The sequence below is a fragment of the Glaesserella parasuis genome (assembly GCF_017352235.1).
Taxonomy (GTDB): Bacteria; Pseudomonadota; Gammaproteobacteria; order Enterobacterales; family Pasteurellaceae; genus Glaesserella; species Glaesserella parasuis.
Map to the genome: position 1 here is coordinate 2,122,660 of NZ_CP071487.1, position 13,629 is coordinate 2,136,288.

Consider the following 13,629-nt stretch of genomic DNA (forward strand, 5'->3'; position numbering starts at 1 on the left):
AAATGTTGGTTTTTCGACGAGTGTCACAAAAATAGTTAAAGTCGTTATGCTAAATGTTGCTCAATAGCTTCAATGATCAAGTGATTAATTGAAATTCCACGCGCCTTAGCCTGTTGAGTAACAAGTTCTGATAGGGTTTCATCATAGCGTAATGTAAAGGTTTTTTGCTTTTCTTGCTCAAATGCAACAATACCGTTTTCACGGCAGTCTGCTAGATATTCATCTAGAGAGATTTTTCCTTCTTGATATAAACCAACTACGCTATCGGCAATGAAATCACAATATCCCGTCGTATTGAGAAATTTCCCACGAAACATCTTCAATTCAGGTACATAGCTGACAATAGCAGGATAATGATCAATATAGATAATATTAGGTTGTTGTTTTGTTGCCATTTGATATTAGATGATGTTGGTGTTGCGAAAATAGTATAAAGTGTTTGCTGATGTTTCTTTCGCATTTGATTTCCCTATTTTATGACTTCAAATAATGAAGTCAATGTATGTGATGAAATCATATTATTGTGAGATGGTTACAGGGAACGCAATTTTAATATTGTGGTTTTTCGACGAGTGTCACAAAAATAGTGAAAAGATAAAAGCTATTGGGTAGTTTTAACCTTAGGCACTAGCTCAATATTTAACGCTGAAAGAATTTTCACAATGGTTTCAAAACGTGGTTTTTTGCTTGAAAGTGTTTGATATAAACTTTCTCTACCGATATTGGCTTTTTTGGCTAATTCATTCATTCCTTTTGCACGGGCAATGGTATTTAACGCTTGAATGAATTCGGCTTCATCACCGTCTTTTAGCACTTCCGATAGATAAAGTGCGATAAGTTCATCGTTATTGAGATACTCAGCAGCATCGAACGTTGATATTTGTCCGTTAAACGATTTATCTTTCATCTGATTTTATTCCTGTTCAAGTTGGTATTGTTGCCAGAATCTTTTTGCTACGGCGATGTCTTGCTCTTGGCTGTCTTTGTATCCGCCGTTGATAATGAGATAGATGATTTCCCCTTTTCTTGCATAGTAGATACGGTAGCCTTTGTTTATCATCAATCGCATTTCATAAATGCCATCACCTAGCGACTTATGATCTCCAAAATGTCCGTTTTTTGCTCGTTCTAAGCGACGGATAATCGCAATTTTTGCAATAGGATCTTTGAGTTCATTTAGCCATAATTTAAAGGTTTCAGTTTGTTCAATAATGTACATAATTGATTTTCTATGATTGTAATGTTTTCAATACAAAATAACAAGCAAACTTCATATAGTGAAGTAATCAAGAGATTGTTAATTTTTATGACAAAAAGACAAGTGAGAGAAAATCATTTTTCGACGAGGGTCACAAAAATTTTGCAAAAATCAATGCAGATCTCACCGCTTGTAGTAAACTTCTGCCTAACAAATTTGAGAGGAAAATGACGATGGCTCAACAAGATGTGATTGTAATTGGCGGTGGAATGGTCGGGGCGGCGACAGCATTGGGGCTGGCAAAGCTAGGGCTAAAGGTTGTTCTGATTGAGAAAAATCCGTTGCCGGCATTTGATCCAAATGCACCTTATGATGTGCGAATTTCGGCAATTAGTGTGGCTTCCGTTGCCTTGTTGGAGAAATTAGGGGCGTGGCAGGCGATTGAATCGATGCGAGTTTGTCCTTATGACGGCTTAGAAACGTGGGAAATTGATGGCTTTAATACCGCTTTTCACGCAAATGATCTTGGCTTAGATAAGTTGGGTTATATGGTGGAAAACAACCTTATTCAGCTTGGGCTTTGGCAAGCATTGGCACAGTATCCAAACTGTCAGCAAGCGGTTGGTTTTGAGCAAATTTCTGCAAGTCGTGATGAGAACGGTGTTTGGACGGTTGAGCTTGATCAGCAGGTGTTTTCCGCACCGCTATTGATTGCCTGTGATGGCGCAAATTCCCTTGTGCGTCGCTGGTCGGGCATTGGTTTGACGAGCTGGCAATATCGCCAACACTGTCTGCTTGCCGTAGTCAAAACAGAATTACCGCAACAGAGTGTCACTTGGCAACAGTTCTTTGAAAGCGGTCCAAGAGCCTTTCTACCGTTACTGGAACATAACGGTTGTGTGGTTTGGTATGATTCGCCACAACGTATTGCTCAACTGCAACAGATGAGCAAAGAGAAATTGAGTGCAGAGATTCAGCGCCATTTTCCAAGCCGTTTAGGCAAGGTTGAAGTGACCGCTCACGATAGTTTCCCACTCACACGTCAGCACGCCCAAAGCTATGTGCGAAATGGGATTGTCTTAGTCGGGGATTCTGCTCATACGATTAATCCACTGGCAGGGCAGGGGGTGAATCTTGGTTTTAAAGATGTAAAAGCCTTACTTGAAGTGATAGAACAAGCGGTTGAGAAAGGGCAGAATTTTGCAGATGAAGCGGTGTTAAATGGTTACGAACGAAAACGTAAGCCTGATAATCTGTTAATGCAAACGGGAATGGACGTATTTTATAAAACCTTTAAGACAGATTTATTACCTGTGAAAGTCGCGCGTAATGTTGCGTTAATTGTGGCGGAACGTGCAACGCCGTTGAAAAAACGGGCGTTGAAATATGCGTTGGGAATTATATGATAGATAATAACATCACTATAATTCTAATTATAAATTAGGTTGCCAAATAGATCATTCCCCCCAAACTCGCTAAAATAGCTTGCTTACAAAGGGGAGTTGCTATGTTTAGAGTATATTATTCAAACCAAATAACCGAACAGAAAAATCTATTGACTGCGATCTTAGCGAAAGATCCCAACCCCGATCCATTTAGTCAAGAGATTGTTCTGGTACAAAGTTTAGGTATGGCACAATGGTTGCAAATGCAGATTGCTCAAGAAATCGGGGTGGCTGGTAATGTGCAATTTCCTTACCCAACCAGTTTTTTATGGCAACAATATCGCGTGCTTTTTCCTGATTTGCCGAAAGAGAATAGCTTTGACCGCCAGTCAATGTTGTGGCGTTTAATGCGAATTATTCCGCAGTTCCTTGAACAACCTGCCTTTGAAGCACTTGCGTCCTATTTAAACCAAGGCGATCAGCTAAAACAGTATCAATTAGCAGAGAAAATCGCCGATCTGTTTGACCAATATCTCGTGTACCGTCCGCAATGGTTGGTGCTATGGGAAAAGGGGCAATCGCAAGCGGTGGTTGATGAGATTATGCGAGCGGTTTCTTTTAAGCAAAAAAATGCAAAAGAGATTGCAACGAATGTGGCGTGGCAAAGTATCCTTTGGAATGCGTTAGTTGCCGATATAAAACAGGATAGCGATGAAGCGATTTTTAATACTTCACACCGTGCTTATTTGCAACAGCGTTATTTCGATAAACTTGATAATTTAACTGCCACTGAAAAAGCTCGCTTACCGAAACGGATTTTTATGTTTGGCATTTCTTCCCTTCCCCATTCTCAGCTCGCCGTATTGAAAAAATTGAGTGAGCATTGCAATGTTCACCTCTTTTTCACTAATCCAAGTATGGAATACTGGGCAAATGATCGTGAAGATAAGGTATTAGAAAAATTAGCGTTAAAAGATAATTTATCTGAAGCAGAATTAGCAGAGTTATTTGAAAAACAAGGAAACCCATTATTAACAGTTTGGGGAAAACAAGGAAAAGAATTTTTAAATTTATTAACTGAAACAGGTATTCAAGATATATCACTTTATAATCATTTTGAAGATAAAAATCCGACATTATTAACCCAAGTAAAAAAAGCGATTTTATATTCAGAACACCAAACTACATTCTCTTTAGCTAATGAAGATCGCTCTATTCAGCTTCACACTTGCCACAGCAAAATGCGTGAAGTAGAAGTATTATATAATCAATTATTATATTTATTTGAAACCTATCCTGACTTATCCCCGAAAGATATTATTGTGATGTCTGCGGATATTGATAGTTATGCACCTTATATTAATGCGGTATTTTCTCGTTATGAAAAAGAGAGAAGATATATTCCCTTTACCTTATCAGATCAAAAAATTAGTTATATTAATCCAATTATTGCTAGCTTTTTACAATTGTTATCGATTAAAGAAAATAAATTCTCAGCAGAAGAGATATTAGATCTCTTTGATATTTCAGCTATTCGAGAAAAATATCAATTTAATGAGCAGAAAATTAATACATTAAGAGAATGGATTAAATCGGTTGGCATTAGATCTGGCTTAAAAATAGAGAACCCAGAATGGCAAAATTATAATTCGTGGGAAAATGGGCTAAACCGATTATTGTTGGGCACAAGTTTAAAAGCGGAAAATAATGGCTGGCAGAACATTTTAGCTTTTGATGAAAGTTATGGATTAATCTCTGAATTAACAGGGAATTTAGCAAAATTTATCGACAATCTCACCGCTTGGCACGCCTTTATTTGCCAGCCACAGAGCCTATCTGCTTGGCAAGAACAGCTGTTTACCCTTGTGGCACAGACCCATCAAGAAAACGATCAAAGTATTGATGCGATTTTGACGTTACAGCAGGCTATCCGTGATGTGATTGAGCAAATTCAGCAAAGCCATTTTGAAGAAGCGATAGGTATTGATGTGATGCTTGAGCTATTTACTCAACAACTGAGCGAACAGCGTAGCCACTTAAATTTCCTTGTGGGTAAGGTGAATTTCTGTACGTTATTACCGATGCGAGCAATTCCTTTCAAAGTAGTCTGTTTGTTGGGTATGAATGAAGGCGAGTTTCCACGCCAACAGACGATCAACAGTTTTGATTTAATGCAGTACGCCCCACAAAAAGGCGACCGATCAAGACGAGATGATGATCGTTATCTTTTCCTTGAAACCTTGCTATCGGCTCAACAAATGCTCTATATCAGTTATATTGGGCAATCGCTCACAAGTAGCCAAGAAAAATTACCATCGGTGTTGGTGACACAATTATTTGATTATTTGAAAGAAAACCTGCCTAAAGCTGACTATACTAAATTATTGTCTGTTCACCCAATGACCGTATTTAGCCCAAATAATTTCAAAGATGGCAAAGTGGCTTATGATAAAGAGTGGCTGGAAGTTAAAAATAATATTTTACCACGCAAAGATTTCTTGCAGAAATTAACTAAAACGCAGGAAGATATAATGTCAGATATTCCACTTAACCAGTTTATTCATTATATTCAAGAACCAATAAAATATTTCTTCCAACAACAATTAGGGGTTCGTTTTGAGCAGAATGAAGATAAAATTGAAGAAAGTGAAATTTTCCAATTGTCTGGCTTAGAAAAATATAATTTACTTGATGATTTAATTCAAGTCGAAGAACAAGATATTGAAATCTTTTTTGAGAATGAAAAATTAAAAGGCAATCTACCCGCTCGTTATTTTGCAGAGATTAATAAAACAAAACTCACCGAAGATATTCAGCTTTTAAGAAATACGTTATCTTCTTATTTGTCGCAAGAGAAAAACGTTATTGAAATAGAACACTCTGTTATTTTTTCAGAAAGAAAATATCAACTTGTGGGTAATATCCCAAATTGTTTTAATAATGAAGTAGTATTATGGCGAGTAGGCGAGTTGCGAGATAAAGATATTATTCAAGCGTGGATCTATTATTTATTATTAAAAGCAAATGATCATCCAATTCTTTCACTACGTTTTTATTATCGACAAGGCGAAAAAGCAAATTGTCTAACCTTTAATGACATTTCGCAAGCAGAAGCAACGGAGATATTAAATCTTTATTTACAAGATTATTTATCAAGCCAAACCGAATTAAAATGGGCACTTAGTGATAGTGTTACAGAATACTTTAATAACAAGAATAAAGAATTGGATCCATCAAAAATCTTAAAAAAGATTTTTGATATAAATAAAAATCCCTATCTGACTCGTATCACTGAACAATCTGAAGCGTTAGATCTAACAACAATCTCTGACAGAATGGAATCATGGTTCAGTTTAATGTATATGAGCATTAAAACTTAATACAAGGACAGTTTATCTAATAATCACTTTATTGGTTGTATTTTTCTTAAACAGTAGCATAAAGCAAGCACTAATATGTCTTCTGTATTTCACTATAGAGATAAATCTGACAAATATAATATCTATTTATATTTTTGCCTGTTAGTTTGATAAATAGTATTGATGTTGCTAATACTCTATAATACGTCTATAACTAATTACCCATGAAGGATTTCTATGAATAAATCAAAAAAAATTGGTGTGCTATTAGCAAACTTAGGCACTCCTGATGAACCAACTACTCCGGCAGTGAAACGTTACTTAAGACAATTCCTGAGCGATCCAAGAGTAATTGATTTACCGAAGTGGCGTTGGAAATTTATTTTGAACTGTCTTGTGTTACCTAAAAGAGTACCTAAAGTTGCACAGGCTTATAAAACTATCTGGACAGAAGATGGCTCTCCTTTATTATCTATATCTCGTCAGCAGCAAGCCGCTATTCAGACTTATTTTTGCTCACAGAACAACAATATTGTCATTGAACTTGGAATGAGTTACGGTAATCCTAGTATCCAGAGTGCTGTTGATAGCCTTATAGCACAGGATGTAGAAAAAATTATTATACTTCCACTCTACCCTCAATATAGCTCAACAACAACAGCCTCAGTGCTGGATGCTTTTGCACAAGCATTATATAAACACAAGAAAGTTTTGCCTTTTGAATTTATTCACAATTACCATAATCACCCTTTGTATATTAAAGCATTAGCAAATACTGTAACGCTTACAGAGAATGAGCTATTACTTTTTTCTTTCCACGGTATACCTGCTCGTTATGAAGCAGAAGGTGACTTTTATTCAGAACAATGCCGAGAAACTGCCCGTTTAGTAGCCAAGGAGCTCAATTTGACAGAAAATCAATGGCTTTTATCTTTCCAATCTCGTTTTGGTAGTGAAGAGTGGCTTCAACCTTATACCGATGAACTTTTATCGAATCTTCCTACTAAAAATATAAAAAACATAGCGGTTATTTGTCCTGGTTTTGCCGCAGATTGCCTTGAAACAATTGAAGAAATTGCTGAAGAAAATCAGGAAAATTTTAAAAATGCAGGAGGAAATAACTACAGATATATTTCAGCATTGAATGCAAATAGCGATCATATTAGCTTTTTAGTTAAGTTGATTGAGTCAAAGCTAGACTGAGAATATATCTGTTAATTTGTTTGATAGATGGTGAAGTATCCCCCTAACTACAATCTGTGTCTGTATCTGAAGTGACAACTATAAGATACAGACATTTTTATATCGCCATAGTCAAATTAGATAATTATTTTTTATAATAAAAAAATAAGCTCATAAAATCAGCAAATAACCCTCTTACCTAACTCAAAAATGAGAAGTAGATCACATTTTTATATAAATCAGATTGCTGAAAAATCGGCATCCTTTAAAATTCCACTCCGAAATTTACTCTATTGAGAATAAGTTTTAATAATCCGAATAAATCCTCACATAAGGAGCAACCAATGAGTATTGCTATTATCATAGCAACCCACGGTGTCGCCGCAGAACAACTTCTCAAAACCACAGAGATGTTAATCGGGGAACAAAGTGATGTAGCCACTATCGACTTTGTACCTGGTGAAAATGCCGAAACTATTATGGGTAAATATCAAGAGAAATTAGCGAATGAGCTCGCTCACTGCGATCAGGTGCTATTCCTTGTTGATACTTGGGGCGGTAGTCCGTTTAATGCGGCAAACCGTGTGTCTGAAGGCAAAGATAATATGGACATTGTCACAGGTGTAAATGTGCCGATGCTCGTTGAAACTTTTATGGCACGTGATGATGGTCCGTCTTTAGCTGAGCTAGTAGAAGTCGCTCTTGAAACAGGACGTTTAGGCGTGCGTGCATTACGCTATCAGGAGAAAGAAGAAGCACCTGCGGAACAACCTGCTCCTGCTGCTCAAGCTCCGGTACAACCACAAGTAGCTCAAGTCAATCAAGAAGGGAATTTAGTGATTGGTCTGGCGCGTATTGACGACCGTTTAATTCACGGTCAAGTGGCGACTCGCTGGACGAAAGAGAGCCGTGTTAGCCGTATTGTGGTAGTGAACGATGATGTGGCAAAAGATAGTGTGCGTTCAACGATGCTAAAAAGTGTAGCACCACCGGGAGTAATGGCTCACGTTGTGCCTGTGGATAAAATGATCCGCGTTTATAACAACCCTGAATATGCGAACGAACGTATGATGTTACTTTTCACTAATCCGACAGACGTGGTTCGTTTAATGGAAGCAGGCGTTGAGTTCAAATCGATCAATATCGGCGGTATGGCATATAAAGACGGTAAGAAAATGATTACCAGTGCCGTTGCTGTTGATGATAAAGATATCGAAGCATTTAAAGCATTAGATGCGAAGGGTATTGAGCTTGATGTGCGTAAAGTATCGAATGATAGCCGTCAATATATGATGGATTTACTCAAGAAAAATAACTTAATCTAAGGAAATTATTATGGAAATTTCTACATTACAAATAATCTTAGTATTCCTTGTCGCCTGTATTTCAGGTATGGGATCAATCCTTGATGAGTGGCAAACTCACCGTCCGTTAATCGCTTGTACCTTAATCGGTATCGTATTAGGCGATATGAAAACGGGGATCATTGTTGGTGGTTCATTAGAATTATTAGCGTTAGGTTGGATGAACATTGGTGCAGCATTAGCACCAGATGCGGCATTGGCGTCAGTGGTTTCAACCATCTTGGTTATCGTAGGCGGACAAGATATTCCGACAGCGATTGCACTCGCTATTCCTCTTGCAGCGGCAGGTCAAGTTTTAACTTATGTTGTACGTGCGATTACAGTTGGTTTCCAACATGCAGCGGATAAAGCCGTTGAAACTGGAGACTTAAATAAACTGGATTGGATCCACCGTTCAGCGTTATTACTTCAAGCAATGCGTATTGCAATCCCAGCGTTAATCGTTGCGATGACGGCAGGTACAGATAGTGTTCAATCTATGTTAGCAGCCATTCCGCCAGTTGTAACAACAGGTCTTAAAATTGCCGGTGGCTTTATCGCGGTTGTAGGTTATGCGATGGTTATCAATATGATGCGTGCAGGTCACTTAATGCCATTCTTCTACGCAGGTTTCGTAATTGCAGCATTTACCGATTTCAACCTTGTAGCATTAGGGGTTTTAGGTACTATCACTGCGATTATTTATATCCAACTTCACCCGAAATACAACCAAAGTAAACAAGTGGTGCAAGTGCAAGCAACAAACAACGACCTTGACAACAGATTAGACTAAGGAAGTAAGACTATGACAACTGAAATCAAAAAAGTAACACAGAGCGATTTAAATGCGGTGGTACGCCGTTCTAATCTCTTCCAAGGTTCTTGGAACTTCGAGCGTATGCAGGCGTTAGGTTTCGCCTACTCAATGGTGCCAGTCATCAAACGTTTATATCCAGATCCAAACTCACAAGAGCGTAAAGATGCTATCAAACGTCACCTTGAGTTCTTTAATACTCAACCATTCGTAGCGGCTCCTGTATTAGGGGTAACTATCGCAATGGAAGAAGAGCGTGCGAATGGTAAACCTATTGATGATGCAGCAATCAACGGGATCAAAGTTGGTTTGATGGGGCCTCTTGCTGGTGTGGGCGACCCGATTTATTGGGGGACAGCTCGTCCAGTATTCGCAGCATTAGGTGCAGGCGTTGCCTTAACAGGTAGCTTATTAGGTCCACTACTATTCTTCGTATTATTTAACCTTGTGCGTTTAGCAACCCGTTACTACGGCGTCGTTTATGGTTACAAAAAAGGCTTAAATGTTGTACAAGATATGAGTGGTGGTTTATTACAAAAATTAACCGAAGGTGCATCAATTCTCGGCTTGTTTATTATGGGAGCGTTGGTTCAGAAATGGACAAGCATTAATGTACCGCTTGTAGTTTCTACTATTCAAAAACAAGACGGCACAACGGAAATTACCACCGTTCAATCTATCTTAGATAGCTTAATGCCGGGCTTATTACCGTTACTTTTAACATTTGCGTGTATGTGGTTATTACGTAACCGTGTGAATGCACTTTGGATTATCGTTGGCTTCTTCGTTATCGGTATCTTCGGTGCGTGGACAGGTATTCTTGCATAATTTGCAAAAAATCCGATAAATTAGACCGCTTGTGCTAAAATACAAGCGGTCTTTTTTTTTAAGAACATTCTACAAATGACAAATATACTTCTGATTTTAGCTATTGGTTTGAGCTTGCTCTATATTCTCTATGATCAGCTCATTATGGACAGACGAAAAGGCGAAACTCGATTAAGCGTGCCGTTAGTTCGACAAGCAAGTTTAGACACAGGGATTTTAATTGCCCTAATTGTGTTAATTATCGTGCAGGGCGTACAAACAGGTATTGAACCTCTCACTGTATTCTTATTGTGCGGTTGTATTGTCTTAGCAGTCTATTCGGCGTTCATTCGTTACCCTCGTTTACTATTAAAAGAACAAGGCTTTTTCTTTGGCAATTTCTATTTTTTATATAGCCATATTGCACAAATTAATTTGGCAGATCAGAATATTTTAGTCATTGATCTAAAAAATAATAGGCGATTGTTTATTCGGATTAAACAAAAAGAAGATATTGAACGAGTTGTCAATTTCTTTGGAGGATACAAAAAATGATTTTCAAATTAGTGGGTAAACATCAACATTATGATTGGGGTGGAGATATTTTCATACCCAACTGGTTAAAACTTGACACTCACGAAGAGAAACCCTATGCAGAATATTGGCTTGGAGCACACCGTTCTGCTCCTTCAATGATTGAATTTGAAGGAGCATGGTTGCCTTTAGATCGCGTTTTAGATAAGGCGCCTCAAATACTAGGAGAAAAATCGCGTGAACAATTTGGAGATGAATTACCTTTCTTACTGAAAATTTTGGATGTGAAGTTACCGCTTTCGATTCAACTTCACCCAACTAAAAAAGAGGCAGAACACGGTTTTGAACGTGAAAATTATGAAGGTATTCCACTAAATGCCTCAAACCGTACCTATAAAGATCGTAATCATAAACCAGAAATGATGATTGCATTATCAGACTTTTGGCTATTACACGGGTTCAAATCTGAAGATGCGATTAAAGAAAGCCTAATGAAGCATCAATCTTTACAAGGTCTGGCGAAAGCGATTGAACAACAAAGTTTACCAACGGTTTATGCCTCCATTATGCAAGCAGAACAAACTCAGCTTGCAGAATGGTTATTGCCCATCATTGAAAATAAACAAGAGGATTATCAACAAGATAGACTTAAACTAGACGATCCTGACTATTGGGTACTATATACTATTGATGCAATGAAAATAAGTCTGGATAAACTAGATGCAGGGCTTCTCTGTTTCTATCTATTTAATATTGTAAATCTCAAAAAGGGAGAGGGAATTTATCAAGGCGCAGGCTTACCTCACGCCTATTTGCGAGGACAAAATATTGAACTAATGGCAGCCTCAGACAATGTCATTAGGGGAGGGCTAACCCCTAAATATGTAGATATCCCAGCACTTCTACATACGATTGATTATCGAGCAATTACACCTAAGATTATTCCTCAATATGAGGAAAATAATAGTGAAGAGTTACTGCACTTATATCCAACACCAGAAGCAGAGGACTTTGCCTTACAGCGACTCAGCTTTAAACCATTTGATGAAGAACAATTTACTGCAACAAGTGCAAGTATTTTATTAGTAATGTCTGGAAGTTTGTATGTCGATTTAGGATATGACTCGATTTATTTACAACAAGGCGAAGCAATTTTTATCAGCGCTAATAGCCAAGTAGATTTTATTGGTGAAATGGATGGCTATGCCGTGATTGCAACACTGCCGTAATTGTGTTCATTTTTTTCTACTCCCGATCCTATGTTCTATCTTTTGCCCGATTTATTCTTCTTTTCTTAAAATCGGGCAGTCAAAAAACGAGAACGTTTGCTTTTTTTTGTGAGCTGAATCACAAAAACAAAACAACTTCGTAAAATTTCTTTTTATTCGGTCAATTTTGTTTGATTATATGATTGTTTTCTCAATAGAGATAGCCGATAAAACAATCACGATGGAGGCAGAGATGACCGCAGTCAATAGCAATACGCCGTTACTCTCAATGAAGAACATCAGCAAATCTTTTGTGGGAGTTCAAGCCTTAAAGAATGTTCAGCTTGAACTGCATAAAGGAGAAGCCCACGCTTTAATGGGTGAAAACGGTGCTGGAAAATCCACCTTAATGAAATGCTTGATCGGGGTTTATCAAGCAGATGAAGGGGAGATCATCTATAAAGGAAAAGCCGTCAATTATTCTTCTGTGTTGGAAGCTCAGAAAGACGGTATCAGTATGATTTTCCAAGAGCTAAACCTTATTCCTCATCTTACCGTGGCAGAAAATATCTTCTTTGCCCGTGAACCAAATAAATTTGGCATTGTTGATAAAGCCAAAATGAATAAAGATGCCGCCGACTTGCTCAATATGTTTGATATTGATGTGAGCCCGACTGATCTTGTCAAAGACCTTTCCGTTGCTCGTCAGCAAATGGTGGAAATCGCCAAAGCCCTCTCTTTTGATGTGGAAGTGTTGATTATGGACGAACCAACTTCTGCTCTCACGGAAAAAGAGATTGAGAAATTATTCGAGCTTGTCCGCCGCTTGAAAGAGAAAGGCGTGTGTATCGTCTATATTTCTCACCGTATGGACGAACTAAAACAGATCTGCGACCGCATTACCATTTTCCGTGATGGCACTTATGTGTCTAGCCACCGTTTCTCAGACATTACGATGGACGAAATCATTACCAAAATGGTAGGGCGTACGCTCGATAACCACTTCCCACCAAAAACTGCCAAAATCAGTGATGAATTGTTGCTTTCTGTGATGAATGCAGAACGTAAGGGCGTATTTGAGCCGTTAAACTTTGACTTGTTAAAAGGCGAAGTGTTGGGAATTACAGGCTTGGTTGGAGCGAAACGAACAGAGCTTGCCCGTGCGATTTTTGGGGCAGATCCTCTTGATGGTGGCGAAATTTATGTTCGGAATAAGAAAGTGGTTATTCGTGACCCAAGCGACTCAATTAAAGCAGGTATTGCTTATCTGTCGGAAGACCGCAAGCTAAATGGGGTGGCAGTGAGAATGTCTATTCGTGAGAACATCACAATGGCTTCAATGGATAAAGTATGCGATCAGTTAGGCATTATTTCACATAATGAGGAGCTGAAAGCGAGCGATACCTTTATTAAGAAAATGGAAATTAAAACGCCAACACCAGAGCAGTTAGTGAATAATCTAAGTGGTGGTAACCAGCAAAAAGTGGTTATCGGCAAATGGTTATTCCGTGATGCGAATGTGATGATTTTCGATGAACCTACTCGAGGCATTGACGTTGGGGCGAAATATGCGATTTATCAGTTAATTGATGAACTTGCCGCCAATGGTGTCGGTGTGATTGTGATTTCTTCTGAATTACCTGAGATTTTAGGGATTACCGACCGTGTTATCGTAATGCGTGAGGGCAGAATGACAGGTATGTTGGAAACCAAGAAAACCAACCAAGAAGAGATTATGCAATATGCCACTGACGTGAGAAATATGTTCAAAAACGAATATAAAAACTAAGGAGCTTTAA

12 protein-coding genes are annotated in these 13,629 nt (G+C 38.2%); 9 read left to right on the forward strand and 3 right to left on the reverse strand.

From position 1 onward, the window contains the following. Positions 1-44: 44 nt before the first annotated feature. The 3 genes from J1G47_RS10690 to J1G47_RS10700 form a co-directional block, all read right to left on the reverse strand. Positions 45-395 carry a type II toxin-antitoxin system HicB family antitoxin gene (locus J1G47_RS10690; protein WP_112063158.1) on the reverse strand — a complete coding sequence of 117 codons (351 nt, stop codon included), beginning with the start codon at positions 393-395 and terminating at the stop codon, positions 45-47. A 206-nt stretch (positions 396-601) separates the two neighbouring features. After that, on the reverse strand, positions 602-907 hold the full coding sequence (locus J1G47_RS10695; protein WP_005713249.1) for an addiction module antidote protein: 306 nt from the start codon (positions 905-907) through the stop codon (positions 602-604). Positions 908-913: 6 nt separating this feature from the next. Then, positions 914-1,219, reverse strand: coding sequence for a type II toxin-antitoxin system RelE/ParE family toxin (locus J1G47_RS10700; RefSeq protein WP_021111771.1), 306 nt, complete (start codon positions 1,217-1,219; stop codon positions 914-916). 212 nt (positions 1,220-1,431) lie between these two features. Here J1G47_RS10700 and J1G47_RS10705 point away from each other — a divergent pair, with 212 nt between their 5' ends. The 9 genes from J1G47_RS10705 to J1G47_RS10745 all read left to right on the forward strand — a co-directional run bounded on the left by J1G47_RS10705 (position 1,432) and on the right by J1G47_RS10745 (position 13,619). Beyond that, positions 1,432-2,604 carry an FAD-dependent oxidoreductase gene (locus tag J1G47_RS10705; protein WP_015939895.1) on the forward strand — a complete coding sequence of 391 codons (1,173 nt, stop codon included), beginning with the start codon at positions 1,432-1,434 and terminating at the stop codon, positions 2,602-2,604. A gap of 101 nt (positions 2,605-2,705) precedes the next feature. Next, positions 2,706-5,963, forward strand: a complete 3,258-nt coding sequence (gene recC, locus J1G47_RS10710) for an exodeoxyribonuclease V subunit gamma (RefSeq protein ID WP_207326631.1) — start codon at positions 2,706-2,708, stop codon at positions 5,961-5,963. 216 nt (positions 5,964-6,179) lie between these two features. Next, on the forward strand, positions 6,180-7,145 hold the full coding sequence (gene hemH, locus J1G47_RS10715) for a ferrochelatase (protein WP_005713258.1): 966 nt from the start codon (positions 6,180-6,182) through the stop codon (positions 7,143-7,145). 323 nt (positions 7,146-7,468) lie between these two features. Continuing rightward, complete coding sequence (gene manX, locus J1G47_RS10720) at positions 7,469-8,449, forward strand: PTS mannose transporter subunit IIAB (RefSeq protein WP_021116397.1); 981 nt, start codon at positions 7,469-7,471, stop codon at positions 8,447-8,449. Between the two features lie 10 nt (positions 8,450-8,459). After that, positions 8,460-9,260 carry a PTS mannose/fructose/sorbose transporter subunit IIC gene (locus J1G47_RS10725; protein WP_005825071.1) on the forward strand — a complete coding sequence of 267 codons (801 nt, stop codon included), beginning with the start codon at positions 8,460-8,462 and terminating at the stop codon, positions 9,258-9,260. Positions 9,261-9,272: 12 nt separating this feature from the next. Next, a complete protein-coding gene (locus J1G47_RS10730) occupies positions 9,273-10,109 on the forward strand; it encodes a PTS mannose transporter subunit IID (RefSeq protein WP_010786551.1) in 837 nt (278 codons plus the stop codon). A gap of 75 nt (positions 10,110-10,184) precedes the next feature. Beyond that, positions 10,185-10,643: a DUF986 family protein gene (locus J1G47_RS10735; protein WP_005713266.1), complete on the forward strand. Its 459-nt coding sequence runs from the start codon at positions 10,185-10,187 to the stop codon at positions 10,641-10,643. Beyond that, positions 10,640-11,851, forward strand: coding sequence for a mannose-6-phosphate isomerase, class I (manA, locus tag J1G47_RS10740; protein WP_035491710.1), 1,212 nt, complete (start codon positions 10,640-10,642; stop codon positions 11,849-11,851). Before J1G47_RS10735 ends, manA begins: the two co-directional genes overlap by 4 nt. Positions 11,852-12,083: 232 nt before the next feature. Beyond that, complete coding sequence (locus J1G47_RS10745) at positions 12,084-13,619, forward strand: sugar ABC transporter ATP-binding protein (protein ID WP_075592348.1); 1,536 nt, start codon at positions 12,084-12,086, stop codon at positions 13,617-13,619. Positions 13,620-13,629 lie beyond the last annotated feature (10 nt).

Bases quoted from the DNA above. Each gene is read 5' to 3' on its own strand.
- manA (WP_035491710.1), top strand. From the start codon at position 10,640: ATGATTTTCAAATTAGTGGGTAAACATCAACATTATGATTGGGGTGGA.
- J1G47_RS10690 (WP_112063158.1), bottom strand. From the start codon at position 395: ATGGCAACAAAACAACAACCTAATATTATCTATATTGATCATTATCCT.
- recC (WP_207326631.1), top strand. From the start codon at position 2,706: ATGTTTAGAGTATATTATTCAAACCAAATAACCGAACAGAAAAATCTA.
- J1G47_RS10705 (WP_015939895.1), top strand. From the start codon at position 1,432: ATGGCTCAACAAGATGTGATTGTAATTGGCGGTGGAATGGTCGGGGCG.
- J1G47_RS10700 (WP_021111771.1), bottom strand. From the start codon at position 1,219: ATGTACATTATTGAACAAACTGAAACCTTTAAATTATGGCTAAATGAA.
- hemH (WP_005713258.1), top strand. From the start codon at position 6,180: ATGAATAAATCAAAAAAAATTGGTGTGCTATTAGCAAACTTAGGCACT.
- manX (WP_021116397.1), top strand. From the start codon at position 7,469: ATGAGTATTGCTATTATCATAGCAACCCACGGTGTCGCCGCAGAACAA.
- J1G47_RS10745 (WP_075592348.1), top strand. From the start codon at position 12,084: ATGACCGCAGTCAATAGCAATACGCCGTTACTCTCAATGAAGAACATC.
- J1G47_RS10730 (WP_010786551.1), top strand. From the start codon at position 9,273: ATGACAACTGAAATCAAAAAAGTAACACAGAGCGATTTAAATGCGGTG.
- J1G47_RS10725 (WP_005825071.1), top strand. From the start codon at position 8,460: ATGGAAATTTCTACATTACAAATAATCTTAGTATTCCTTGTCGCCTGT.
- J1G47_RS10695 (WP_005713249.1), bottom strand. From the start codon at position 907: ATGAAAGATAAATCGTTTAACGGACAAATATCAACGTTCGATGCTGCT.
- J1G47_RS10735 (WP_005713266.1), top strand. From the start codon at position 10,185: ATGACAAATATACTTCTGATTTTAGCTATTGGTTTGAGCTTGCTCTAT.